Annotated in this window: 33 protein-coding genes and 3 pseudogenes; 30 read left to right on the forward strand and 6 right to left on the reverse strand. The window is 64.4% G+C overall.

Annotated elements, in window-relative coordinates:
- Nucleotides 1–173 precede the first annotated feature (173 nt).
- From ACFJI2_RS10385 to ACFJI2_RS10480, 20 genes are all read left to right on the forward strand, one after another.
- Nucleotides 174–362 (forward strand): hypothetical protein, encoded by a 189-nt coding sequence (locus ACFJI2_RS10385; RefSeq protein WP_377704920.1) that lies wholly within the window; start codon nucleotides 174–176, stop codon nucleotides 360–362.
- Complete coding sequence (locus ACFJI2_RS10390; protein WP_377704921.1) at nucleotides 359–541, forward strand: hypothetical protein; 183 nt, start codon at nucleotides 359–361, stop codon at nucleotides 539–541. The genes ACFJI2_RS10385 and ACFJI2_RS10390 overlap by 4 nt, the downstream gene beginning before the upstream one ends.
- Nucleotides 538–783 carry a hypothetical protein gene (locus ACFJI2_RS10395; RefSeq protein ID WP_377704922.1) on the forward strand — a complete coding sequence of 82 codons (246 nt, stop codon included), beginning with the start codon at nucleotides 538–540 and terminating at the stop codon, nucleotides 781–783. Before ACFJI2_RS10390 ends, ACFJI2_RS10395 begins: the two co-directional genes overlap by 4 nt.
- Nucleotides 780–1,067, forward strand: coding sequence for a hypothetical protein (locus ACFJI2_RS10400; RefSeq protein WP_377704923.1), 288 nt, complete (start codon nucleotides 780–782; stop codon nucleotides 1,065–1,067). The genes ACFJI2_RS10395 and ACFJI2_RS10400 overlap by 4 nt, the downstream gene beginning before the upstream one ends.
- The gene (locus ACFJI2_RS10405; protein WP_377704924.1) at nucleotides 1,067–2,824 is read left to right on the forward strand and encodes a replication endonuclease; all 1,758 of its coding nucleotides are present in this window, start codon (nucleotides 1,067–1,069) and stop codon (nucleotides 2,822–2,824) included. The genes ACFJI2_RS10400 and ACFJI2_RS10405 overlap by 1 nt, the downstream gene beginning before the upstream one ends.
- Complete coding sequence (locus tag ACFJI2_RS10410) at nucleotides 2,817–2,957, forward strand: hypothetical protein (RefSeq protein WP_377704925.1); 141 nt, start codon at nucleotides 2,817–2,819, stop codon at nucleotides 2,955–2,957. The genes ACFJI2_RS10405 and ACFJI2_RS10410 overlap by 8 nt, the downstream gene beginning before the upstream one ends.
- On the forward strand, nucleotides 2,954–3,295 hold the full coding sequence (locus tag ACFJI2_RS10415; RefSeq protein WP_377704926.1) for a hypothetical protein: 342 nt from the start codon (nucleotides 2,954–2,956) through the stop codon (nucleotides 3,293–3,295). Before ACFJI2_RS10410 ends, ACFJI2_RS10415 begins: the two co-directional genes overlap by 4 nt.
- A gap of 401 nt (nucleotides 3,296–3,696) precedes the next feature.
- Entirely contained in the window at nucleotides 3,697–4,140 is a 444-nt protein-coding gene (locus ACFJI2_RS10420) for a hypothetical protein (RefSeq protein ID WP_377704927.1), read from the forward strand.
- Entirely contained in the window at nucleotides 4,130–4,840 is a 711-nt protein-coding gene (locus ACFJI2_RS10425; RefSeq protein ID WP_377704928.1) for a hypothetical protein, read from the forward strand. The genes ACFJI2_RS10420 and ACFJI2_RS10425 overlap by 11 nt, the downstream gene beginning before the upstream one ends.
- Before the next feature lie 80 nt (nucleotides 4,841–4,920).
- Entirely contained in the window at nucleotides 4,921–5,055 is a 135-nt protein-coding gene (locus ACFJI2_RS10430; RefSeq protein ID WP_377704929.1) for a hypothetical protein, read from the forward strand.
- A gap of 253 nt (nucleotides 5,056–5,308) precedes the next feature.
- A complete protein-coding gene (locus ACFJI2_RS10435) occupies nucleotides 5,309–6,160 on the forward strand; it encodes a major capsid protein P2 (protein ID WP_377704930.1) in 852 nt (283 codons plus the stop codon).
- A gap of 12 nt (nucleotides 6,161–6,172) precedes the next feature.
- Nucleotides 6,173–6,472 (forward strand): hypothetical protein, encoded by a 300-nt coding sequence (locus tag ACFJI2_RS10440; protein WP_377704931.1) that lies wholly within the window; start codon nucleotides 6,173–6,175, stop codon nucleotides 6,470–6,472.
- Entirely contained in the window at nucleotides 6,472–6,738 is a 267-nt protein-coding gene (locus ACFJI2_RS10445) for a hypothetical protein (RefSeq protein ID WP_377704932.1), read from the forward strand. The genes ACFJI2_RS10440 and ACFJI2_RS10445 overlap by 1 nt, the downstream gene beginning before the upstream one ends.
- Nucleotides 6,714–7,094 carry a hypothetical protein gene (locus tag ACFJI2_RS10450; protein WP_377704933.1) on the forward strand — a complete coding sequence of 127 codons (381 nt, stop codon included), beginning with the start codon at nucleotides 6,714–6,716 and terminating at the stop codon, nucleotides 7,092–7,094. Before ACFJI2_RS10445 ends, ACFJI2_RS10450 begins: the two co-directional genes overlap by 25 nt.
- Nucleotides 7,091–7,804: a hypothetical protein gene (locus ACFJI2_RS10455; RefSeq protein WP_377704934.1), complete on the forward strand. Its 714-nt coding sequence runs from the start codon at nucleotides 7,091–7,093 to the stop codon at nucleotides 7,802–7,804. The genes ACFJI2_RS10450 and ACFJI2_RS10455 overlap by 4 nt, the downstream gene beginning before the upstream one ends.
- 2 nt (nucleotides 7,805–7,806) lie before the next feature.
- The gene (locus tag ACFJI2_RS10460) at nucleotides 7,807–8,595 is read left to right on the forward strand and encodes a hypothetical protein (protein WP_377704935.1); all 789 of its coding nucleotides are present in this window, start codon (nucleotides 7,807–7,809) and stop codon (nucleotides 8,593–8,595) included.
- Complete coding sequence (locus ACFJI2_RS10465; protein WP_377704936.1) at nucleotides 8,595–9,152, forward strand: transglycosylase SLT domain-containing protein; 558 nt, start codon at nucleotides 8,595–8,597, stop codon at nucleotides 9,150–9,152. The genes ACFJI2_RS10460 and ACFJI2_RS10465 overlap by 1 nt, the downstream gene beginning before the upstream one ends.
- Entirely contained in the window at nucleotides 9,149–9,490 is a 342-nt protein-coding gene (locus tag ACFJI2_RS10470) for a hypothetical protein (RefSeq protein ID WP_377704937.1), read from the forward strand. Before ACFJI2_RS10465 ends, ACFJI2_RS10470 begins: the two co-directional genes overlap by 4 nt.
- Nucleotides 9,490–9,900 carry a hypothetical protein gene (locus ACFJI2_RS10475; protein WP_377704938.1) on the forward strand — a complete coding sequence of 137 codons (411 nt, stop codon included), beginning with the start codon at nucleotides 9,490–9,492 and terminating at the stop codon, nucleotides 9,898–9,900. Before ACFJI2_RS10470 ends, ACFJI2_RS10475 begins: the two co-directional genes overlap by 1 nt.
- A 23-nt stretch (nucleotides 9,901–9,923) precedes the next feature.
- On the forward strand, nucleotides 9,924–10,088 hold the full coding sequence (locus ACFJI2_RS10480) for a hypothetical protein (RefSeq protein ID WP_377704939.1): 165 nt from the start codon (nucleotides 9,924–9,926) through the stop codon (nucleotides 10,086–10,088).
- Between the two features lie 62 nt (nucleotides 10,089–10,150).
- Here the strand turns inward: ACFJI2_RS10480 and ACFJI2_RS10485 are convergent, their stop codons facing one another.
- Nucleotides 10,151–10,603 carry a hypothetical protein gene (locus ACFJI2_RS10485; RefSeq protein ID WP_377704940.1) on the reverse strand — a complete coding sequence of 151 codons (453 nt, stop codon included), beginning with the start codon at nucleotides 10,601–10,603 and terminating at the stop codon, nucleotides 10,151–10,153.
- Nucleotides 10,604–10,758: 155 nt separating this feature from the next.
- Here ACFJI2_RS10485 and ACFJI2_RS10490 point away from each other — a divergent pair.
- From ACFJI2_RS10490 to ACFJI2_RS10505, 4 genes and pseudogenes are all read left to right on the forward strand, one after another.
- Nucleotides 10,759–11,001 (forward strand): annotated as a pseudogene (locus ACFJI2_RS10490) (NAD(P)/FAD-dependent oxidoreductase); the annotation flags it as partial.
- A gap of 32 nt (nucleotides 11,002–11,033) precedes the next feature.
- A pseudogene (locus ACFJI2_RS10495) lies at nucleotides 11,034–11,126 on the forward strand (SAM-dependent methyltransferase); the annotation flags it as partial.
- Between the two features lie 202 nt (nucleotides 11,127–11,328).
- Nucleotides 11,329–11,763, forward strand: coding sequence for a hypothetical protein (locus ACFJI2_RS10500; RefSeq protein WP_377704941.1), 435 nt, complete (start codon nucleotides 11,329–11,331; stop codon nucleotides 11,761–11,763).
- A gap of 99 nt (nucleotides 11,764–11,862) precedes the next feature.
- Nucleotides 11,863–13,494: a tyrosinase family protein gene (locus ACFJI2_RS10505; RefSeq protein ID WP_377704942.1), complete on the forward strand. Its 1,632-nt coding sequence runs from the start codon at nucleotides 11,863–11,865 to the stop codon at nucleotides 13,492–13,494.
- 17 nt (nucleotides 13,495–13,511) lie between these two features.
- Here the strand turns inward: ACFJI2_RS10505 and ACFJI2_RS10510 are convergent, their stop codons facing one another.
- Complete coding sequence (locus tag ACFJI2_RS10510; RefSeq protein ID WP_377704943.1) at nucleotides 13,512–13,709, reverse strand: hypothetical protein; 198 nt, start codon at nucleotides 13,707–13,709, stop codon at nucleotides 13,512–13,514.
- Here ACFJI2_RS10510 and ACFJI2_RS10515 point away from each other — a divergent pair.
- The 5 genes from ACFJI2_RS10515 to ACFJI2_RS10535 all read left to right on the forward strand — a co-directional run bounded on the left by ACFJI2_RS10515 (nucleotide 13,696) and on the right by ACFJI2_RS10535 (nucleotide 17,682).
- Nucleotides 13,696–14,310 carry a DUF2182 domain-containing protein gene (locus tag ACFJI2_RS10515; protein WP_377704944.1) on the forward strand — a complete coding sequence of 205 codons (615 nt, stop codon included), beginning with the start codon at nucleotides 13,696–13,698 and terminating at the stop codon, nucleotides 14,308–14,310. The genes ACFJI2_RS10510 and ACFJI2_RS10515 overlap by 14 nt on opposite strands.
- The gene (locus ACFJI2_RS10520) at nucleotides 14,310–14,771 is read left to right on the forward strand and encodes a hypothetical protein (RefSeq protein ID WP_377704945.1); all 462 of its coding nucleotides are present in this window, start codon (nucleotides 14,310–14,312) and stop codon (nucleotides 14,769–14,771) included. The genes ACFJI2_RS10515 and ACFJI2_RS10520 overlap by 1 nt, the downstream gene beginning before the upstream one ends.
- Before the next feature lie 117 nt (nucleotides 14,772–14,888).
- The gene (locus tag ACFJI2_RS10525; protein ID WP_377704946.1) at nucleotides 14,889–15,581 is read left to right on the forward strand and encodes a methyltransferase; all 693 of its coding nucleotides are present in this window, start codon (nucleotides 14,889–14,891) and stop codon (nucleotides 15,579–15,581) included.
- Nucleotides 15,582–15,586: 5 nt separating this feature from the next.
- A complete protein-coding gene (locus ACFJI2_RS10530) occupies nucleotides 15,587–16,834 on the forward strand; it encodes a hypothetical protein (protein WP_377705937.1) in 1,248 nt (415 codons plus the stop codon).
- Nucleotides 16,831–17,682, forward strand: a complete 852-nt coding sequence (locus tag ACFJI2_RS10535) for an arginase family protein (protein WP_377704947.1) — start codon at nucleotides 16,831–16,833, stop codon at nucleotides 17,680–17,682. The genes ACFJI2_RS10530 and ACFJI2_RS10535 overlap by 4 nt, the downstream gene beginning before the upstream one ends.
- On the opposite strand, the gene cysC is transcribed toward ACFJI2_RS10535, so the two are convergent.
- The 4 genes and pseudogenes from cysC to ACFJI2_RS10555 form a co-directional block, all read right to left on the reverse strand.
- The gene (gene cysC / locus ACFJI2_RS10540; protein ID WP_377704948.1) at nucleotides 17,669–18,307 is read right to left on the reverse strand and encodes an adenylyl-sulfate kinase; all 639 of its coding nucleotides are present in this window, start codon (nucleotides 18,305–18,307) and stop codon (nucleotides 17,669–17,671) included. The two genes, ACFJI2_RS10535 and cysC, sit on opposite strands and share 14 nt — an antisense overlap.
- A gap of 9 nt (nucleotides 18,308–18,316) precedes the next feature.
- A complete protein-coding gene (locus ACFJI2_RS10545) occupies nucleotides 18,317–18,973 on the reverse strand; it encodes a glutathione S-transferase family protein (RefSeq protein ID WP_377705820.1) in 657 nt (218 codons plus the stop codon).
- A 39-nt stretch (nucleotides 18,974–19,012) separates the two neighbouring features.
- A pseudogene (locus ACFJI2_RS10550) lies at nucleotides 19,013–19,465 on the reverse strand (SRPBCC domain-containing protein); the annotation flags it as partial.
- On the reverse strand, nucleotides 19,422–19,748 hold the full coding sequence (locus ACFJI2_RS10555; protein ID WP_377705821.1) for an ArsR/SmtB family transcription factor: 327 nt from the start codon (nucleotides 19,746–19,748) through the stop codon (nucleotides 19,422–19,424). The gene ACFJI2_RS10555 and the pseudogene ACFJI2_RS10550, both read right to left, overlap by 44 nt.
- 300 nt (nucleotides 19,749–20,048) lie before the next feature.
- Here ACFJI2_RS10555 and ACFJI2_RS10560 point away from each other — a divergent pair, with 300 nt between their 5' ends.
- A complete protein-coding gene (locus ACFJI2_RS10560) occupies nucleotides 20,049–23,258 on the forward strand; it encodes a di-heme oxidoredictase family protein (protein ID WP_377704949.1) in 3,210 nt (1,069 codons plus the stop codon).
- Nucleotides 23,259–23,306: the final 48 nt, after the last annotated feature.

Raw genomic sequence — 23,306 nt, forward strand, 5'->3', positions numbered from 1 at the left:
AAGTGACGTGCAACCAGTCATGTTGCACTTGACTGGTCATGGTCCGCACGACTACATTACGCCTTGTCGGGCGGAAATTCACCTCTTCATTGCTCCCTAGGCACCGAATTCCCGTAGGCGTACGGGCCGCCCGACGATTCAAACAAGGGAGCGTAGCCCTAGGGAGGCCCGCAGTGACCGTTACAAACGTTTACAAAAACATCACCCTGTCGAACCGCGAAATCGCGCTGGTTCGCTCTCTCCTGACCGAACGCTATCAAACCCTGCGCGACACCGAGTGCAACAACTCTCTCGTGGAAGTCGAAATGGGCGCCGAAATGCACGACATCACCATGGCACTTGGCCGGATGGCGCTGGCATGAGCACCGAAACCAAACTCGTAGCGCTGACGCCATCGGAGGCGGACAGGATCATCAGCGCATTGGAATGGCGCGTAATGTCCTTCAGGGACTACCAGCACTTTGACCGCGAATGCAGGGGGGGCTACTGGCAACGCAAGATTGACGCCCTTCAGACCATCATAGCCAAGGTGCGCGCATGATCGACACTCCACAAGCCACCCTGCCGGGCGTCACGCCCATCAAACGCCGCTCCGATGCGAAGCACGCAGACCGCGCCGCCAAGCAGGCCGCGTACCGCGCCCGCAAAGACCTGAAAGCGGTAACAATCCAGCTGCCTACCGCCCTCGCGGAGCGGCTTGATGCGTGGCTGGCCGCCAAGGGAAAGCACAAGTCGGAAACCATCGCCCGGCTGATCGAAACCCAACTGCTGCGCCCGCGATGAAAGCCGCCGTCACCCGCCCCGCCGCTGTCGCTGCCTTGGTGGCCGCCGAAGACCGCGAGAACGAGCGCGCCGCATTCTGGGCGCTTGTTCCCATGCCTGCCCGCGTCGTCGTCATGCTGACGGCCCGCCTGCCGCGTGACCGCGCCGCTGATCCGCTGACCAGCTTCACCCGCGCAGAGCGCCATCACATCGCCCTGGCATTGGAAGTGATGACTTCCCATCTGGCCGTGGCCGCGCAATGCATGCGTGACACCGCGCCGACCCATACCGTCCTGCTGCACTGATGCCGGTAATTCAGCAAGAGAACGGACGCCGCACCGTCGCAGGGTTGCCCCTGCGCTGGGGCGTGCGCGCCTACGAGCAACTGCGCGCCGCGCAGGCTGGCGCCATCGGCCCAATGCCGGAGCGCTACAAGGCGCTGTCCTCCCTGCTGGACGATGTGACCGCCGCGCCGCTGCCGCTGGACGCCACGGACGCACAGCTTTGCGTCTACGCCCAGCGCTTCGCGGATGAATGCGCGGCGCAGGCCGCCCTGCTGCACGATATGAAGGCGATTCGCGCCCGGCTGGCGTGGATGGTCGTGAACCGCGGAATTGAGGCGCCATGCGTGGAAGACGACAGGCAGTTCATGCTGCGCTGTGTCGATGCCGCGTGGTGGCGCCGGAACCTCCGCCGCGTGCATGGCCGGGCGTTTGAGCATGCCGCAATCCGGCTGGGCTTCGTGTCGGTACGTGCCGGCGCGTATGCCAGCAATGAAACCGTGACGCGCCGCCTTGCACAGAACCGCCGCAATGCCGCCGCGTTGCAGTCCGTGACCATGGCGAACGAGGACGGCCAAGAGTACCGCCTTGCCGATCTGGCGGCTAAGGGAACCGGCAACAAGGCTATCCGGCGCGGCGAACTCATGCTGCGCATGGCGGGCTGCGAAGACATCGCCGTGGAGCATGGCCACATAGGCTTGTTTGTGACGCTTACCTGTCCGTCGAAGTATCACGCCGTGCTGGCCGCCTCCGGCACCATCAACCCGAACTACAACGGCGCCACGCCACGGGAGGCGCAAGCCTACTTGATGAAGGTCTGGGCGTGCATCCGCGCCAAGAATGCGCGTGACGGCATCCTGCCGTATGGCTTCCGCATTGCTGAACCGCACCATGACGGTTGTCCACACTGGCACATTCTGATGTTCGTGCCGGGCCACAAGGTGCGCCGCCTGCGGCGCACGCTGGAGGCCTACGCGCTGGCCGAAGACGGCGACGAGCCGGGCGCCCGCAAGAACCGCCTCAAGGTGGTCCGTATCGAGGCCGACAAAGGCACGGCGGCAGGCTACATCGCAAAGTACGTAGGCAAGAACATTGACGACGCCCACGTGGACGAGCACGCCGACGAGGACGGCACCGTGGCGGCCGATTTCGTCGGCGATCAGGTCGTGCGCCCCGCCCAGCGCGTAGAAGCGTGGGCATCGCAATGGGGGATCCGCCAGTTCCAGCCCATCGGCCAGCCGCCCGTTACCGTGTGGCGCGAACTGCGCCGCGTGGAGCAAGAGCGCATCGCCGGGGCGCCGCAGCACGTGCAGGACGCATGGGCGGCCTGCCAGCGCGAAACCAGCACCGACCCGGACACCGGGGAAGTGATCGTGTCGAAGCCTGCCGACTACGCCGCCTATATCCGGGCGCAAGGCGGCGTGAACATGGGGCGGAACTACCGCCTAGGCGTAGGGGAACGCGTAGAGATGCGCGAGGGACGCTACGGACTGGCGCCGCGCCCTGTACCTACGGGCGTGTACTGCAAGGCCTTGCCGGACGTGGTGTACACGTCCACCCGCCACACGTGGAAGCGTGTCGGGGTGGCCGTTGATCGTCCTTGGAGTCCTGTAAATAACTGTACGGGGAATGCGGCGCCGTTCTGGGAGGCCGATGCGCCGTGGCCGGAAGAAATCGCGCCGTTTGACGACTCGGCGTACTTCGCTGACTGCGATTTCGCCTGTTTTGAAAAATTCGGGGAGTTCAGCCCCGACAACTTTGTAGAGAGACCGCATGGATAGTACAGAACTGGAGCGCCAAGCCGTGGCGCTCGTCAAACAATACGGGCTGTTCCTGCCAGCGCCCGCGAAGGAGTTCTTTCGGAAGCTGGCGGACCACCTCAACTGGAATGACCTGAAGGAGAAAATGAAGTGACGACGAAAGCTAATGCCATCGCATCCGCGCTGGCCGCCATTGCGGCGCAGTTCCAAAAGACCGCCGAAGTATACGGGCGCCTGGACAGTCAGGAAGCGGACTTCCGCAGCCTGAAACAGCAGGCAGACGCCGCGCTGGCCATGCCTGACGATCCGGCGCCGGATGCACCACCGCCGCCGCCACCGCCACCAGCCGACTACGCGCCGGTGCTGGCCGACCTGACCGACAAGCTGGTCGCCGTGAGCGGCACGCTGGGCGCCGTCAGCGAGAAGCTGAACGGCATGGAAGACGTGTTGGGCGTCATCGTGGCGGGCATTCCTGCGCCAGCACCGCAATAAGCGTAACAAGTTCACCCTGAGAGGCCCGGCCACAAGCCGGGCTACATCAACCGATAGCGGCGCCTTACCGGGCGCCGCGAAAAGGACCACAAAATGGCAAGTTCCATCCTCGGGCGCACCGACTGCCCCATCTCGTGCGACGATCCAGTCGCCCACGTCAAGATCAAGACCGACAAGGCTACCGAAGCCTTCCCCTACATTCACTGCCGTGGCTGTGGTTGCCAACTGCACACCAAAAATGCACAGCAGGCAAAGCACCTGTTGGCGAAGGCGCGGCCCGCCGCGCTGAGCGCCGACCCGGCGCCGGTTCCGGTTCCGGCGCCCGCCGTCCCTGAGATTGCGCCCGCGCCACCAGCGCCGCCAGCACCGGCCCCGCGCCGAGGCCTGTTCGGGAGGCACGCATGACCGAACAGGACGCACAAGCCATCATGGCGCAAGCTGCCGGTATTGACGCCGCAGAGGGGCAGGAACAGGCCACAGCGGCGCAAATGCCGACTGCCGGGGGCGTGGCAGCGGCCAGCGCCGACAACGGCGCCATGGACTGGGTAATCATTCCTGAAATGCTCGGCACCGTCATCACCATGGCACTGCCGGAAGTCGAAGCCTTCTACACCACGGAACGGCACATGATGCTGGCAGAGCGGCTGGCCGCCGTGGCGCGCAAGCGCGGATGGTCCGGCGCGAGCAGCACCCCGGAAATCTCCCTTGCCTTCGGCGCGGTCATGTTCATGGCGCCCGCGTACATGGCCTATAAGCACCGGCTGGCGGTCCAGCAGGCAGCAGACAGCCAGGGCGCTACGCTGGACGGCAAGCCTGTCGTGAACGGGGCGGCGCATGGCCACTGACAACGAGGCCCGGATTTGGGCCGTCATGGGCCAGTCGGGCACCGGCAAGGGGCTGTGGGTCAAGAAAAAGCTGAAGGAGCTGAAGCCGAACCGCATCCTGATCCTTGACCCGCAGGACGAATACGGCGACTTCGCCAGCCCGGTAAGCACCGCTTCCGACATGGCGCGATTGGTAACAAAGGCCGGTGACAACGGCACCTTTCGCGTCCGGTACGTGTTCCCCAAGTCGGCCACGGCTGACCACTTCGCCCGCATCTTCGACCTGTCATGCCAGCTGACCTACCTCGCCCGCAACTGCGTATTCCTGCCGGAAGAACTGTCCAACTTCACCAAGCCGTCGTGGGCGCCGCCGCTGTGGAAGCGCATGTGCAATTCGGGCCGCCATGAGGGCGTCCACGTCATCGGCGTGAGCCAGTACCCGGCGCAGATCGATAAAGCCTTCCTGTCGAATGCCACGCTCATTCACGTCGGATTCTTGGGCGAGGAGTCGCACCGCAAGGCGGTGGCGGCGCGCATGGACATCAGCCCGGACGTGATCCGCGATCTGCAAGACCTGCACTACTTGGAATGGGAGCGTAAAACCCGCTCGATCCAGCGCGGCACGATCAGGACAACCGGCCTGTACAAGCAAGCGCTGGTGGACCGCACAGGCCAGATTGCAACAGCAGCCGTAACAAAGGGGCGCGGGAAGGCGGCCTAATTTCTACCTAGGCGTATGCGTATGCGTAGGTGCGGCGCCAGCTATAGCGGCGCCATGGGGTGGCGGGATAAATTTCGGCCATGAACAAATACCTGCCAGACCTGCCAAAAGTCAGCCAAGAGGTGCTTGCTACCGGCTTCGCACTGATCATCGTCAGCTTCCTGATTGCCAGGATTCCGGCGCTGAAAAAGCTGGTCAAGGACTACGAAATTTAACCCACCCCGAAGGAAAAGAAGCATGAAAGGTTACCTGAAAGACGCCGCGTTCATTCTGGCCGTGTACGCCGCCGCCAAGCTGCTGAACAACACCGTCACCATCCCTGTGCTCGGCGCCTACCTGCCGAAGTAACGCCATGGACGTGAAAGAGACCATCAAGACCGCCGTCGCCGTGCTGGCCGTGGTCTTCGTTCTGAACCAGTTCCAGCCGACTCGTCGTCTGGTCTACACCGCACTCACCGGACAACAATAATGATCAACAAGCCACTGCCGCAACCCCTGAACATCGCGCCCGGCCAGACCGCAATTCTGACCGTGGCCACCGAGAACCTGACCCTGACCGGCCTGAAATTCACGCTGTCCGGCACCACGTTCGACAAGACCAAAATCGACAGCCTCAAGGTGAAGCTGGGCACCCGCACGCTGTGGGATCTGACCTACGCCCAGCTGCAGGCCATCAACAACTACAAGAACTCGGCGGACAACCTGAAGTATCTGTATCTGGACTTCGTGGAGCGCGAGCAGGCCATTTTCCCACTCAAGGAAGTCGGCGGCATCGACCTGATGACGCTTGCCTATCTGGGCGTGGTGACCGTTGAAATCAAAATCAACGCCAGCGCCGTGGCGCCGAAGATCGACGTGCAGGGCTACTACGAACAGGGCCAGGGCAACCCGATCGTGCTGAAATACGTCCAGTTCACCGCCGCGTACAACGCCGGTGGCCGTTTCACTCTGCCAGTGTCCCTCAAGGGCGCCATCCTGAAGCGCCTGTACGTGTTCTTCAGCGGCACCGGCTGGACCGGCACCACCAACGGCAACGTCTCCCGGATGGAGTGCAAGAAAAACTCCATGGTGTTTTTCGATGAGTTCGACACCGACAACCGCTTCATGCAGTCGCACTACAAGAAAGTGCCGCAGGCGGGCCTGTACGTGTGCGACTTCATTGTGGACAACAACCACGATGCGCAGATCACCACGGCCCGCCTACTGGACAACGGCCAGTACGCGTATGACGCCTTCGAGTTCAACGCCTACATCACCGATGCGGGCGGCGCGGCCATGACCATCATCGCGGAAGTGCTGGACGCTGCCGAGAACCTGTAAGCGGGGGCCGACATGGAGACCCCTGTGAACATGAGCGCCTACGCGGGCGTGTTCGGCACCGACAACAATTACAGCGCGATCCCGGCCAACATGCTGAATGCCGGTGCGGCGGACGGTAACGACTTCGGCTACCTGCTGGCGAACGGCATCAAGAATGCCGCCGCCAATGCGATCTACAACGCCATCGGCGGCGCGTACGCCAGCGGCCAGTTGCAAGTGCCGGTGCAGTATGCCCCGGCAGCGCAGCAGGGCGGCATCGGCTTGCTGCTATTGGCCGGGCTTGCGTGGTTCGCCTTCGGCGGTGGTGACTGATGGCGTTCACCCTGCCACCCCTGCAACTGTCTGGCGGCGCCGGTGGCGCTGCCGGGCCGGTGGACGCCAATTCGCAGGTTGGCACGCCGATACAGGTGTCGCTGCCGTGGAATCAGGTCAAGAACTACCAGAACCACACCACCGGCAGTAGCCAGAGCGCGGCGGCCACCGCCAATCCGGCCGCCGACGGCGGTATGGCCAGCGGCTTCGATATGAAGTGGGTGTTGATGGGGGCCGCCGCATGGCTGCTGTTACGGTCGCGGTAGCCGCGCCGGCAGAGGTGCGCGACGTGCTGCGCCTCGCCAGTTCGCCCAAGACCGACCCGCACGGACGGCATTGCGTGGACGCGCTGATGGCGCTGGGCCAGTGCTGGAAGTTTGTGGAGAACGGCGCCATTACCGGCGCCATGGTCACCACCGACGACGACGGCGAACTGTGGGTGCTGGCAGCGGCAGGCCGCTCGCCGGTTGATCTGGTGGCGGTCATGGCAGATCACCTGACTGCCCAGGCTGACGGCAAGTATCGCAGCATCGGATTCCAGACCGCTCGGCGCGGGCTGGTGAAGAAAGCGGAGCACCACGGCTACGAGGTTTCCGCCTACATCATGAGAAAGACCCTATGAGCTTCATTCAAACGATCATCGCGTGGTTCATCACCCCGGCTATGCCCCTGTACTTGGGCGGCAAGGGCGGCAGCAGCCAAGCGAACACGTCCACGGCCACGTCCACCAACACGTCGTCCGTGAACACGGACCAGTCGATGATGGGCGGCGACAACGCCGTGGGCCTGAACGGTAACAGCAACATCGTGGACAAGAGCGTGGTGAACAACACCGCGTTCAACGACTCGTCCGACAGGAGCACCACGTTCGTAGACAGTTCGAACAAGAGCACGAATTTTTCGGACAGTTCGAACAAGAGCACCAACTTTGCCGACAGTTCCGTCAAGAGCACGGTGAGCACCAGCAGTTCGTCCACCGTGAACACCGTGTCGGACTTCGGTTCCGTAACGGCGGCTCTGGCGGGCATGGGCAAGCTGTCGGACGCGGCGCTGGACTTCTCGGGTGTCGTCGTCAAGGACAGCATCAAGGGGCTGGCGGACCAGAGCAAGGACAACATCGCCGTGCTGTCCAAGGCGTTCGAGTTCGCCAGCAAGTCCAGCGCCGCTGACGCGCAGAAATACACGGACGTGCTGGGCTTCGCAAAGGACAACATCGCGCAGGCCAGCGCCGCGTACGCCGAAGCCAAGGACGGCGGCGCCAACAAGACGCTACTGATTGCCGCCGTGGCCACCGTGGGTGTGGTTGGGCTGGCTTTCGCATTCAAAGGATAAAAATGGAAACTTACCCGTTCAAGCTCGCCGTCGGCACCAGTGCGCTCACCATCCCGGCGCGCGGCGATCTGTTCGTCTACGAGTCGGTGACGTCTACCGGCGCCGCTGCCGTGCGCGTCAAGCCGGATAACGGCGGTGAAATCATCCTGCGCCCCGGCCAGCGCTTCCGCACGCCGACCACGACGGAGCGCTGGAATATCCGCATGGACGGCACCGACCCGGTTGACGGCTTCTTCAACATCGGCGAAGGCGATTTCGATGACGCCAACACGAAAAACGTGTTCAAGCTGGACGCCACTTTCGCCAACACCGTGACCGTTACCAATGACGCCGCGCACGCCGTGCCGGTGGCGATCAACGGCCTGACGCCGGTGGCGGGAGCGATGCCGGTCACGCTGATGAATGCGCAGATCGAAATCGTCAATGACGTGGGCAACCGGATTCCGGTATCGCTCGACCCTTCCCAATCTTTCGGAGTATCGGCACCTGTTATGGCTTACACAAACTATGTCGCCCTAAACATCGCGGCAGCTAGCGGCGGGACGCTGATCGCGGCAGGCGCGAATACGAACGGCGTGATTGTCGAGCAAGTGCTTTTAGAAGCCGGTTCGGGCAATTTGCTGGCAAAGGCAACCGTGCCGACTTCCGCTACCGATGGCGACTTTTTGGGCAGGCTGACATCTGCCAATGCGTACACCACGCGCCAGCGCGTGCCGCCCGGCAAAGGGCTGCACATCTGGAATGCAAACGCAGGCGCGTACAACTTCTACGCGCTGATCACCGTGCTGTGATGAACCGGTTTGCGATAGCTGCCGTCGCCGCCTTCCTGCTGTACATTGCGATGCGCGGGGAGGGGGCGGTAACGGCGGGCGACGAGGAATCAAACATAATTTTCGATGGGATAGATGAAGCGATGAGCTACGTAAGTGAATGGCCAAACGGTTCCGGGCCTTATGAGGGAACCATCAGCGCCGCCGCCGACAAATACGGCGTACCAACTGCCATTCTGGCGTGGCTGCTGTGGAAGGAAAGCCGCTACAGCATGGCGATCATCACCGGCGCCAAGCGCTCGCGTGTCGGCGCCATGGGCATTGCGCAGTTTATGCCCGCGACGGCCCGCGAAGAGTTGGGCAGCGAAGCGGCGGCGCTCGATCCCGATCAGGCGATCCCAGGTGCGGCGCGCTACCTCGCCAAGCTGTACCGCTCGGCGGGTACTTGGGCTGGCGCGCTGGCCGCGTACAACTGGGGCATTGGCAACGTGACCCGCAAGGGGCTGGCCTCCGCGCCGCCCGAAACGCTGGACTACTACACCACCATTTTGGCCAAGGCCGGAGGGCAATACGCATGAGCACTGCGAACAACAACAACGACATGCTGCTGATTGGCGTGCTGGTCGTCGGCGCTATGATCTACAGCCGCCGCGCCTACGCCGGGCCGGTCAACGGCCAGCCCACCGGCACCAAACAGAACTCGCTGCCGGGCAACCTCGGGACCGGCGTCGGCCAAGCCATCGGCGGCGCGCTGGGCGGCTGGCTGACCAGCATGGTGAAGGGCAGCAGTAACAACGGCGGCAGCAACAACAGCGACGGCATCGGCTCCAGCTACAGCGGCTCGCCCACGAACTGGCTGAACCAGATCAACGGCAACGACGAGCTGAAGGACAACTTCATGGAGTACGGCGTCTGATGGATATGCCGAAAATCCCCGACTTCGCCACGCCGGTCAATCTGGCCCTGCTGGCTGTGCTCGCCGTGGGCGTACTGATCATCGCAAAAAAAAACTTTCCCGACCTGATTGTGGATGCGGGTGCGGGTGCGGTGGGCGTGATCGGTGACGCGGCAGGCGGCGTAGCCATCGGCGTAGGCGATCTTGTCGGCATACCGCGCATCAGCGATAGCGAGTGCCAGCGTGCGCTACGCATAGGCGATGCATGGGGCGTGGCCACATACTGCCCGGCTGGCACCACGCTGCAAACCTACTTCAATCCGTTCGATAGCGGCAACGTCATAAACAGCGGCGTCTCCGGGATCGGCGGCGCTATCACGGGCAATTCAAACTGGACGCTTGGCGGCCAGATTTACGACTGGCTGCACTGATTTTTAACCACGAAAGGAAGGACATGAATTTCTTGAAAAACCGACTGAAAGAGCCATCGACTTGGGCCGCCATCGGCATCATTTTCCAGATTGCCAAGGGCGCTGTGCCGCCGCAGTATCACGCGATTGCGGACTGCGTATCCGTGTCGCTGGCAACGCTGGCTGGCGTGACCCCGGAGGCCAAGTAATGGCCCGCCGCACGCCGCCGCGCAAAGCAAATGGCCAGTTCCGCAAGCGGAAAAAAAAGTAGTCAGCCGACCGCCAGGTCAAAGTCATCAAGCCGCAAGTCCGTGAGGGCCAGCGGCTTTTTTGTCGGCTCGGCGCGGCGCAACTCAAGCTGGGCCTCATCTGTAACAACTGCCAAGACGCGGGGATAGTGGCCGGTCATCTGCCGGACAATCTCGGCCGATTCCATGCGCTGCAGCCGGAGGATTTCGGGAACCCACCAAGGGAGCTTTTGGGTTTGGTTCAGCCAGCGGCGGACGGTGCGCTCATCGCGCCGGAGCGTGCGCGCCACGCCTTTGATACCGTCGCCGTGGGTGGCGACGTAGTACTGAAACTCCGTAGGATTGCCGTAGCGGCGGTTTGGATATCGCATGATCTGCCTGCCTAAAAAAAAGGCCAGATATAGTATCTGGCCCGTATCACTATTTGCTTGAAAGTAACTTAGTGGCAACAGCTTAGACCGCTTTTCTTTTCGCATAATCTATATTATGTCAAATACTGTTTGCGCCGGACTCGCCTATCGCGGCAATACCGTACGACGAAGCGAACTTGGACTGTTTCAGCGGCAAGGCCATGACTATCCTCTTGACTCTGGTCGGCGCGGTCGTGCTCTCACGGGCGGTCCCCGTCACCATGCATGACGTTCTCATCATCGGCGGCAGCTTTGCCGGCCTCTTCGCCGCCCTGCAGCTCGGCCGTGCCTGCCGCAAGGTTACCGTTCTCGATACCGGCCTGCCGCTCCATCGCTTCGCAGGCCACTCGCATGGCCTGCCAGGCCACGATCACAAGCCTCCGTTGGACATCCTGGCCGAGGCGCAGCAACCGGTGCGTTATCCGGCGATCAGCCTGGTCAGTGCCCGCGCCGACAGCATCTCCGCGCCATCGACCATTTCTCCGGCCTCACTGGGTGGGTGCGCCTGCCGATGGGCGCGATCAAGGGCATCGTCCCGCCGGCTGCGCCGCCCGATCCCGAAGCGCCCGGCCCATTCTTGTTCGGCGACTGGCCTTGCCGGCGAGCGCTCGGTGATGATCGACGGCGCGGCGTGGATCGTCACGGCACGTAACACGGCAAGCCGATTTCAGCAGAGCGCGAACTGTTTGTTGTATTTTTGACTGCTGTTACAAAGCGAGCATATTCACTGAAAATTCAAGCCTATATTTAAGTTCTGGTCACTCGCGGCACAACCCAAATACGGGAATACCATGAACTCGATCCTCGCTTCTTCGACGTGGGTGTATCGCAGCTTTCATAACGATGTCAGCCTGGTCGGAGACGCTCCCGCCAAGGCCCTGGCCTTGATCTTCGGCGAAGGCGTGTTCTCTCTCACGCTGGACGGCGATATCGTCACCGGGCAGTTCGTGATGTCGAGCGACTATGTGCTGGACGTCAGCGGCCAGTTCACCGAGGCCGGCACGGCGCCTGCGTTGGCGCTGGTGGGCAAGGGCCGGCCCGGCACGCCCACCGCTGGCTGGCAGTACGACTATCAGGCCTTTCTCAGCCCCCGCTGGGCGGCTGCTGTAAATCAGGTTGCGGCGTTCACCGGAACCGTTATCAGAGCCCTTCCTCACAACGGCCAGCCAGCAGGCGTGACCGCAAGCTTCATCATGTTGGCCGGAAAGCCAAACACCTCGGGCTAAATTCTCAGCCCGGATCCACTGCACGCATTGCCGTACCAGCCAGGTACGAACAGCCCGACTTTTTCTGGTAGTGCCCCTCATCGACCTCGGAGAATAAAAATGATGAATTACACGCGCGTAAACGCCTGGAATGATGGCGGAACATTCGATAACCCCGCCCTGCTGTGGTATGCCAAAGGTGTCGGCAAGATGATGGGCCGGCAGCTCAACGACCCGGCCAGCTGGTGGTTCTTCGGGGCCATTCACGGCGAGTACGTGAATCCCAATACCGCCTGGTACCCTTCCCCGCTCGCCTTTCCTGCCTGGGGCTACATCAATACGCCGCCCGCCGTGCCGACCTCGCCACTGCCCAGCCAATCTACCCAGGACAAGTATTGGAACCAGTGCCAGCACGGCAGCTGGTATTTCCTGCCCTGGCATCGCGGCTATCTGATGGCGCTGGAAGCGCAGCTGCGGGCCGACATCGTGAGCCTGGGCGGCCCCGACAACTGGGCGCTTCCTTACTGGGACTATTTCGGCGGCACGCAGCCGGACCAGGCGCCCATCCCGCCCGCATTCACCACCCCGACGCTGCCGGACGGTACTCCCAATGCGCTCTACGTGGCCATGCGCTACGGCCCTGACAACAACGGCAACATCTATATCCCGACCAAGGTCTGGGAAGATACACATGCGGACGATCCGAACTGGCACCAGTTTGGCGACGTCACCAATGTCTGCCTGCAGAACGACCTGTACACCGGCACGGACGCCGCAACGCCGTTGCCCGGATTCGGCGGACCGCAGACGGGATTCGAGCATAGCGGCAGCAGCCCGCACGGCAATATTGAAAAGAATCCGCACGACCTGGTGCACGTCTATGTCGGCGGCAACGTAAGCAGTCCGGACTATGGCGTGATGGCGGACCCGGGCACGGCGGCGCTCGATCCGATCTTCTATCTGCACCATTGCAATATCGACCGCATGTGGGCGGTGTGGAACGAAGCAGGCCATGCCAATCCGACCGACCCCAACTGGCTGAACGGCCCCGCCCAGCAATTCGTCATGCCCATGCCCGGTAGCGAACCGTGGACCTACACCCCGGCCGAAGTGGAAAACCTGTCCAGCCTGAATTACGCCTACGAGGACGCAGCCGCGCCGCCCAAGTTGGCGCAAAGCTTGCTGGCGAGCCGGCTGGTCAACCTGGGCGTGATCAGCAGCGCCGGCCTGGCCATGAGCCTGCCCAGCGGGAAGGCAGTGACGAAGCCAGCCGAACTGCTCGGCGCGAATGCCAGCCCGGTCCGGCTGTCGCATGGCGGCGGCACTCCTATCGACGTCAAATTGCATCCCGACGTGCAGAACCGCGTGGTCGCAAGCCTGAAAATGGCTTCTGCGCTGGCCCTTCCCGATGAGCTGTACCTCAAGCTGGAGAACGTGCGCGGCACGCAGGATGCAACCGTGTTGCGGGTCTATATCGACCTGCCGCCGCAGGCCGACGCGGCCACCCGGCGCGCCCAGTACGTTGGCAGTGTGGGCTTGTTCGGGCTGCGGCGCGCCAGTGTCAAGCACGGGGCGCATGGCGGCTCGGGGCTCAGCTTTATCCTCGATATATCGCGCTATGTGGACAAGCTGTACCTTGAGAACAAGCTTTCGGAAGGAGATATTCAGGTCAGCCTGGTGCCGTCGGGCGCGCTGCCCCAGGCCGCCAATATCGAGGTGGGCCGGGTGAGTATTTATCGCCAGCCCAACTGAGCATCCAGCGCGATGATCTACAGCAGAAATGAGTCCGCCAAAATCTGGGCCTGTATTGTTGCCGGCAGCTGCGCGGCGTGGGCCTTGATCGTGGCGGCGCCTTTCTGGTCGGCGGAGCCGGCGGCCATCATGTGCGGCTCAAGCTGGGCGCGGGAATTCACGCCGGACTGGATACGTTCGGTGGGTGTGGATTCCACGCTGATGATCATCGCCATGATGGCGCCCATGACCCTGCAGCCGCTCTGCCATATCCGGATCAGCTCGTTCAGCGACCGGCATGGGCGCAGCGTCGCGCTCTTCCTGATCGCCTATGCGGCGGTCTGGTTGACGGGCTGCTTTGCGCTGAAGGCGCTTGAGGCGTTGATGGGGTCGGGGGCATCGGGGGCGTCGGCGGCGCGCGGCGTCCAGGATGCGTATTTGCTGAGCGGGATGGCCGCGCTTGTCGCGTGTGTCTGGCAGGTGTCGCCCTTCAAGCAGTGGTGCTTGAATCAATGCCACGACTATCCTCCGCTGGCAGCGTTTGGCTGCCAGGCGGATCTTGGCGTGTTGCGCTTCGGTTTGAAGCATGGCATATGGTGCTTCGGTTCGTGCTGGGCGCTGATGCTGTTTGCCGGCTCGCTGCAACAGTGGCATCTGGCAGGCATGGCAATCGTCGCCTTGATCATGTTCTGCGAGCGGCTGGAGCCGCCGCTGCGTCCTGCCTGGAGGATGCGCGGATTTCGCATGACGGCGCTGCGCCTGCGGCGCGCCATCGCGCTACGGCGTCAGGTATGGTCTACTCCTCAGCCCAAGCGGCTTACCTTGAAGCGAACGTAATGAGCCAAAGCCTGATAGTGATCGCAGCGCGCGATGAGCTTACCTACGTCCGGTCGGCGGGCGTCGAGGCCGTCCTGCAAGTCCAGGGCGCCGTCGGCACGGCGCGCCGCACCTACCTGGTAATGGAGAATATCCGTGGCAGTTTCGACGCCACCGTGCTGCGGGTATTTCTCAAGGCGCCCGCACCGGACGCCGGAAGTCCGCCGAGTGAAGTCCATCTCGGAAGTCACGCACTATATGGGCTTCGGAGCGCGAGCGTGCCCAGGGCGGATGGCCAGCCGGGGGGCTTGCAGTGCCAGCTGGACGTTACGCCGCAGTCCGCGCAGATCGCAGCCGCGCTAGCGGGGCAGGCGCAGCTGCGGCTGTCGATCCTTCCTCATCAGCAGCTGCCCGACGGCGTGGAGATTACGATCGACCGGATTCGCATCAGCGTTGAAGCCGATGCGGCCAACACACCTTAGGTGCGGCGCTTCCTCCCATTCTGCAAGTTGTAGGGTTCTTGCACAGTCTGGCGTGCGCGCTTGCTTCGGCCATTTGGCGTGCGTAGTATGGTGCACGTCAACCAGCCGGAGATCGCCATGGAATCCGCAGCGCCTGTCAACGAACTCAAGGTGGACCGCTGGCAGCGCAGCCGGCAAAAGGCTTTCAAGGAAGTCCCGGACGAAGGCCGCACCATCACGTACCTGGGCAAGAAATTCCATGTCTATCCCGAGACTTTCTGGCCCTTCCTGGATAGCCAGCCGCTGGTGCGCAACTTCCGCGTCGAGCCTGGCGAGAGCGTGCTGGATGTGGGCACCGGCTCGGGCGTAATTGCCATCTTCGCCTGCTACGCGCAGGCGGGCCGGGTTCTGGCGCTGGACATCAACCCGGCGGCGGTGCGCAGCGCCACCCACAACGCGCGCGAGCACGGCTTCGAGAGCATCATGGAAGTGCGCCAGTCCGACCTGTTCGACGCCGCCGGCGGCGAACAGTTCGACGTCATCACCGCCAATCTCCCCTTCCGCAACAAGGCTGCGCACGATATCGTGGCCCGCTCGCAATGGGACACCGCCTTCCAGACCAATACGCGCTTCTTCCGCGAGGCCGGAAAGCACCTGAAACCCGGCGGCCGCATCTACTTCGCGCACTCGAATTTCGGCGACGTGGACGAGGTGAAGCGGCTGGCGGCGGAAGCCGGTTTCAGCATCGAGCTGCTGGCCAGCAGCGTACCCGGCGAAGCCGAGGAGCGCCAGTTCTACGCCTTCCTGTTCCGCCGCGCGCCAGCTGCCTAGCGGCCATGGACAGCCTGCTAGCCAACGTTAATGCGCTGCGTGCCGTGCCCCGGGCGCCCTGGCGCGACAAGGTCAGGCGCGTGGCGGTCGTGCTCACCAGTTCCCGTTCCGGCTCCACGCTGTTCAAGGCGGCCCTGGCCTGCCACCCCGGCATCGCCGCGCTGGACGGCGAGGCCGAACCATTTCTGGCCCTGAGCGGCAACGGCTTCGGCAGCGATCCGGCCTGCACCAGCGACGCCATCACCCGCATCAACCATCCCGACACGCTGGCCGACAATATCTTCGACGGCCTCACCATCGCCTCGCCGCACATGGCTCCCTTGGACGAGTTGCTGGAGCGCTGGAGCAAGCGTTTGCTGCTGCAGTTCCCTGCCCTGTTTGCGTCGCGGGACGCCTACGCGGCGCTGCGGCGTGTATTGGGCGCCTCGCTCGGCAGGGCCGGCGAGCAAGGCGCGCGCACGGCGCAGCGGGACTTGGCCAAGGCCGTGCTAAGCGGCGTGTTCGGTGCCGGGCACTGGCGCCTGGACTACTACGACGGCAAGATCGGCCCCGGCGCAGGCCGCCCCTTCGCGGAAGCCGCCAAGATCGAGGAGCCGCCCTTCGTGTTGCCGGACCTGCGGCGCCGCCGCTGCACCGAGGCCGATGCCGCCGACAAGGTGCTGCTGTTTAAAACGCCGTCGGACGCCTACCGTCCCCATTTATACCGGCAGCTGTTCCCGCACGCGCAGGTGTGCCATATCCACCTCACGCGCGGCTACGCGCAAAGCGTGAACGGCTTGATGGATGGCTGGCTGTCGCCCGCCGGCTTCTTCTCGCACGACATGGCGCGCGCCGGGGCCGGGCTGGCGATAGGCGGCTACTCCGACGTGTGCGACTTCGGCCGCCGCTGGTGGAAGTTCGACCTGCCGCCGAACTGGCGCGCCTACGCGCACAGCCGGCTCGAACTGGTGTGCCTGAATCAATGGCTGTCCTGCCACCGCCACATCCTGGACGGCGGCGCAGCCCTGCACCGTCTGGCGTTCGAGGACTTCCTTGCCGACCCCGCCGGCCAGCTGGCGCGCGTGTGCGGCTGGCTGGACCTGCCGCCGCTGCCGTCGCTGCGGGAGCTGCCGGTAACCATGGCGACCGAGGCACCCGCTCCCGGCCGCTGGCGCAAGCGGCGCGCGGTGCTAGAACCGCTTGCGCGCATGCCTGAAGTGGCGCGCACCATGCGGGAACTGGGCTACCGCCCGGACCCGGAGGCTTGGCTGTGAGCCGGCTGGCGGTACGGCGCCTGCTGGTGCCCTACCTGATGGGCCAGGTGCGCGATGGCCTGCGCAACGCGGCGCTGCTCGATGGCCGGCCCTGGCAGGTCATCACCTCGCCCGAATCCACGGCCACCGGAATTCCGGACAAGAACGAACAGTTGCGCAGCATGGGCCGCATCTACGCGCTGCTGGCGCAGCAGGTCAGCAAGATTGCCGCAGCGGGCGACCTCCCGCTCAGCATTGCCGGCGACTGTGTGTCGTCCATGGGCATGCTGGCAGGTTTGCAGCAGGCCGGCCGCGAGCCGCAGCGCATCCTGTGGCTGGACGCGCATGGCGATTTCCATACCTGGGCCACCACGCAGACGCAATACCTGGGCGGCATGCCGCTGGCCATGCTGGTGGGACGCCTGGACCGGCGCAAGGCGCAGCGCGACAGCATCGCGGCCATGCGCGCGGCGGTGGGGGCGCGGCCTTATCCGGAGGAGCGCATCGTGCTGTCCGATGCGCGCGACCTGGACCCCGGCGAGAAGGAAGCATTGCGCGCATCGGCCATCGTGCGCTGCACCTTCGATGCGGTGCTGGCGCATCTGTCGCCGCAGGAAACGCTGTACGTGCACTTCGACACCGACGTGCTGGACGAATCCGAGCGCATGCCCGCCCTGAAATACCATGTGCCCGAGGGGCCGCGGCTGGAACAGATGGCGGCGCTGTTTGAACGCTTGCGGGATTACCGCGTGGTCGCGGTATCGGTCTCGTCCTGGCATGCGGAGCACGATGCGGACAGCAAGGCGGCGCGCGCCTGCCTGGATTTGCTGGATGTGCTGCTGCCGGAGCTCCCCGTCACGAACAGCTAAGCGGCGGCTGAACGACGGCCTGCGGACCGATAACGGCATGTCCGCGCAAGGCCTCCAGCACGCGCTCCACGCAGCCGGTGATATCCAGCCGGCCTGTATCGAGGGCCAGTTCGGGCCGCAGCGGCGCCTCGTAGGGCGATGAGATCGCCGTGAACTGCGCCACCTCGCCGGCCCTCGCGCGGCGGTACAGGCCTTTCACGTCGCGCTGTTCGCATACCGCCAGCGGGCAGTCGCAATACACTTCGATGAAATCGCCCGCAGGCAGGCGCGCGCGCACGCGTTCCCGGTCGGCATTGAATGGCGAGATAAAGGCAGCCAGCGCGATGATGCCGGCATCGGCCAGCAGGGCGGCCGTTTCGCCCGCGCGGCGGATGTTCTCGCTGCGGTCGTGCGCGGAAAAGCCCAGGTCGCAGCACAGGCCCTGGCGCAGATTGTCGCCGTCCAGCACATAGCTTTGGCAGCCGGCCCGGAACAGGCGCTCCTGCACGGCATGCGCCAGCGTGGTCTTGCCGGCGCCGGACAAGCCGGTGAACCACACCACCGCGCCGCGGTGGCCGTTGCGTTGTTCGCGTTGCAGGCGGCTTACCGTGGCCGGCTGCGCAAGGAGTAGATCGGTCGGCATCATCTCCTTATTCTAGTCGCGATCGGGCGCGCCGAGCGGGAACAATGGCCGGAACTGTCGCGCCTCTTCAACAGCCCGCGCAAAGGACGGGCGGGCCAGCAGGCGCGCGCGGTATGCCCGCAGCAGCGGGTATTGATCTGCAATCCGGTGCGTCCAGTCGGCGTAGAACAGCGAGGGCGCCGCCGCGCAGTCGGCCAGCGTGAACTCGTCGCCGCAAGTCCACGCCTTGCCCGCGAGATGCCGCTCCAGCCAGGCGTAGGCAAGTTCCAGCTTGCCGGTGGCGTGGGCGAGCGCCTCTGCCCTCTTCGTGGCATCGCCCGTCAGCGCGCCGCCCACGGCGTGCTGCACCGGCGTCATCACGTGCAGGTCGAAGAAGCGGTCCATGAAGCGCACGTCCAGCGCTTCCATGGGGTCTACCGGCAGCAGGCGCACCGGGCCGGGATGCCGCATCTGCAGGTACTCGATGATGATGCTGGTCTCGGCCACGTCGCGCTCGCCGTCCACCAGCAGCGGGAATTTGCTCAAGGGCCAGCGGCGCTGCCATTCTGCCGCGTGCTGCGGCGTGTCCGGCCCCAGCATGCGAAACTCGAAAGGCGTGCCGTTTTCGTACAGCGCGATCAGCACTTTCTGCGTGTAGGACGAGAACGGATGGCCGTACAGCGCGAGCAATCCGCCAAGCGCCTGGCGATGCTGCGCCAGGTAGGCTTCGAGCTTGGCCAGGTGCTGCTTGCCGCCTTCGACGGCGCCGTACTTCTCCACCACGAGGTCGCGCGATTGCTGGTCCGGATAAAGCTGGCGCAGCGTGATCAGCGTGCCGCCGGCAGTCGCCTCCAGCACGATGCTGGCCTCGAACCAGACGCGCTGGCCGTCCCCATGGTCGTACACCAGCCGCGACGGCGGCGTAATCTCCTTGAACACCGAGTGGTTCGGGTAGCGCGTGCCGTCCGGTCCCACCATGTCGAACGTCCAGGCGCCGCCCACGCGGAAGTCCATGGTGACGTTCTCGTTGCGGAAGCCATCCGGTCCCCACCACATGTTCACATGCTCGGGCACCGTCATGGCCTTCCAGATCAATTCCCGGCTAAAGGGCATTTCCCGTTGCAGCACCAGCTCGCGTTCACTCGTTGCCATCGTCTTTTCCTTTCTCGTTTTGCAGCACATGCAGATAGTCTTCCAGGCGGTCCAGGCGCGATTCCCACACTTTGCGCTGTTCTTCTATCCAGCCGGACGCGGTATTCAAGGGCGCGGCCTCCAGCCGGCACAAGCGCCACTGCGCGCTCTTGCTGCGGCTGATCAGCTCCGCCCGTTCCAGCACCTTGAGGTGCTTGGTGACTGCCGGCAGCGACATGTCGAACGGCTCGGCCAGTTCGCCCACGGTGGCCGTGCCCTGGCACAGGCGCGCCAGCATGGCCCTCCGGGCCGGATGGGCCAGGGCGGCAAACACCGCGTCCAATTGGTTTTCGTATTTAACCATAAGGTTAAGTTAGCATGCTGGGAGCCCGAGGTCAATGAGCTGAGATGCAAGATGCGCAAGATGTAACACTTGACATGTGCCGTGACACAAGATAAGTTACCAAAAGTTGCCATGCGGCAACCGCAAGGTAACCAGCCCGACCATAAGAAAGCCGCCCTTGCAAGCGGCTTTTACTTGGCAAGTAAATATGATGGTTGTCATTTAATACTTGTAAACGTTTCATGGAGACGCGGGACCGGGAACGAACTGTTAATAATTTGGGGAGGTAGCATGCAAAAAATGCCGTATCGAAGAAATCTCACTATCCAAGGGCTACCTCTCGCCCTTACCCTGCTGCTGGCCGCTTGCGGCGGCGGCGACTCCGCGACTGCCGTGGCCACGGCCCAGGGCGGCCCGACCTTTCGGGCCATGGCGGTAGCCAACCCGGAGGTGGAACTGACGCCAGTCAGCGCCGCCGCGACGTCGGCCGAGCGCGGCGACCTCGGCGCCGCTGCCGCCATCGACCGCAACGCCGGCACGCGCTGGAGCAGCGGCTTTTCCGACGACCAGTCCCTGACGCTGGACTTCGGCGCCTCGGTGGCCATCAATCGGGTCCGCATCGCTTGGGAAAACGCGCACGCCACGCAGTACCTGCTGCAAACCTCGGAAGACGGCGCCAGCTGGACCACGATCAAGACCGTGGACGGCAGCAGCGGCGGCGCCGAAGACTGGACCGGCCTTGCCGGCCAGGGCCGCTACCTGCGCATGCAGGGCGTGAAGCGCTCCACCAACTACGGCTATTCCATCTTCGAGATCCAGGCCTTCTCGGGCGGCGCCGTGGCGCAACCGGAGCCAGACCCGCAGCCCCAGCCGGACCCCGGCCCGATCGACACCACTCAACCTGGCGTCGTGCTCAAACCGGTTGCGGCCACCTCGTCCGAACCCGAGAACGGCGGGCTGGCGGCGCCGCTGGCCATCGACGGCAAGGCGACCACGCGCTGGGCCAGCAAGGCCGAGAACGGCGCCTGGATACAGTTCGACTTTGGCGCGAAAACGCCGATCGGCTACATGAAGCTGCTGTGGGAGAACGCCTATGGCAAGCAGTACGCCGTGCAGTCCTCGGACGACGGCCAGAACTGGGCGCAGTCGCGCTACGTGAGCAACGGCCAGGGCGGCACCGAGGAGTTCTTCAACCTCGGCATCCATGCGCGCTTCGTGCGTTTGCAAGGGGTGGCGCGCGCCACCAACTACGGCTATTCGCTGTTCGAAGTGGAGTTCAAGTCGCCCGGCAGCGACAACACGCTGCCGGTGTCCGCCACCTCGGCGCTGAAATATCCCGCCAGTGGCGCCGGCTGGGCGCCCCTGCCCGCCGTGGCCGAACCGCTGGAAACGCTGCAGTTCAAGCTGGCCGACGGCACCCTGGTCACCCGCTTCGGCGCGCGCGGCCTGGCCCGCCACGGCCGCGAGCGCGGCGAGGAGTGGAACGAAATCGGCTACGGCCCGAATGAAACCGTGGACCCGGTCACCGGCCTGCCGGTCGACAAGGGGCCGGGCAACTACCTGACCTTCGTGCCGCAGTACTTCAAGAACCGCACCTGGGGCATGGAGATCATCGACAACAGCGGCGTGGCCGGTGTCACCAAGCCCACGCTGATCGTCAACCAGTACCACCAGGTTGGCCAGAAGGCCGGCGGCGTGGCTTTCGTGCGCGCCTTCGACCGTCCGGGCGACACCGGCTACGGCTGGATGGCCCCGGGCGAACTGGTGGTTGGCGGCAATGACGACAACCGCATCTGCGAACTGGTGCCCTACCCTGCCAACGGCAAGCTGTCCAACCCGAACCGCATCAACGGCGGCTGCACGCTGCTGGTGAAGGAGTTCCCAGGCCATAACGACCTGGACGCCAACGGTTTCCCGAACGGGAAGAACATTCCGGCGCGCCCGCTGGTGGCGGGCGACGTGATCGAGGTGTCGCCATCGTTCTTCTCCACCCCGGAGCAGATGGCGCTCAAGGGCGACAACGGCGGCGTGCGCTACTACGGGCACGAATTCACCTACGTGGTGGGCAAGGGCATACGCCCGTGGTACGGCATACAGCCGCGCCTGAACAACATCCCGCTGCCGGAAGCCACGCTGTCGGGCGGTCTCGGTTCGGTGTCGTACGACTATACGGACAATGCCACCTTCATGTTCCAGCAGCACCACACCGGCATCGGCATGCAGAACATGCAGCGCTTCGTCGAGGGCCGCCGCCTGGTGCACACCAACTTCACCACCGGCGAGCATAACGAGCCTGGCAACGACCGCTACGCGGCGGCAGTGGGCCTGCAGGGGCAGCGCTTCAACCAGTCGGCCTGTATCGGCTGCCACGTGAACAACGGCCGCAGCCCGGCGCCGTTTGCCGCCAACCAGCGCCTGGACAGCATGTCGGTGCGCGTCGCCGTCACCAACGCGGCGGGCCAGCAAGTGCCGCATCCGGTGTACGGCGCGGCCGTGCAGATGAACGCCGTTTCGGCCAGCGGCGCGCCGCAGAACTGGGGCACCAGCGTGCGCGTGTCGGGCTTTGAAACGCGTACCGCCAAGCTGGCGGACGGCACGGCGGTGGAACTGCGCAAGCCAGCGCTGGCCTTCGAAGGCGCGGTGCCGGAGATGTACTCGCTGCGCGCCGCCCAGCCGATGATAGGCACCGGTCTGCTGGAAGCCGTTCCCGAGGTGGACATCCTGTCGCGCGCCGGCAGCACGCCCGACGCGGACGGTGTAAGGGGTGTGCCGAACTGGGTCTTCGATCCCGAGACCGGCGCCGTGCGCCTGGGCCGCTTCGGCTGGAAGGCCTCCAAGGCCACGCTGCGCCACCAGGCCGCCGCCGCGCTGCTGCAGGACATGGCGGTGACGTCGCCGGTCTACCGCAACCGCTCCTGCAATACCGATCCTGCCGGCTGCGCCACCGCCGCCGCGCAGGCCGGTATCAGTGAAGCCGACCTGCAATCGATCTCGAACTACCTGGCGCTGGTGGCCGTCCCTGCGCAGCGCAGCCTGCCGAGCGGCTTCCCGAAAGGCGTGGCGCCGCTGGACGAACACCGCGTGGACGCGCCGCAGGTCAACACCGGCTCCAAGCTGTTCCAGACCATGCGCTGCGCGGCCTGCCACACGGTGGAGATGAAAACCGGCAGCGGCCACCTGTTCGCGGAACTGCGCAACCAGACCATCCGCCCCTACACCGACCTGCTGCTGCACGACATGGGCGAGGGTCTGGCGGACAAGGTGGTGGAAGGCCAGGCCAAGGGCAATATGTGGCGCACCGCGCCGCTGTGGGGCATCGGCTACACGGACAAGGTGATGGGCAGCGGCGGCAAGGCCGGCTACCTGCACGATGGCCGCGCCCGCACGCTGACCGAGGCGGTGATGTGGCACGGCGGCGAAGCCACGGCCGCGCGCCAGCGCTTTGAGGCCCTGAGCAAGACCGACCGCGACGCCTTGCTGGCGTTCCTGAAGTCGCTGTAACACCGCGCTTGCCCGTGCGCGGTTGAGAAAGCCGCGCACGGGCGCTAC

It is taken from the genome of Pseudoduganella sp. UC29_71, assembly GCF_042693265.1.
In the GTDB taxonomy this organism is placed as follows: Bacteria; Pseudomonadota; Gammaproteobacteria; order Burkholderiales; family Burkholderiaceae_D; genus Rugamonas.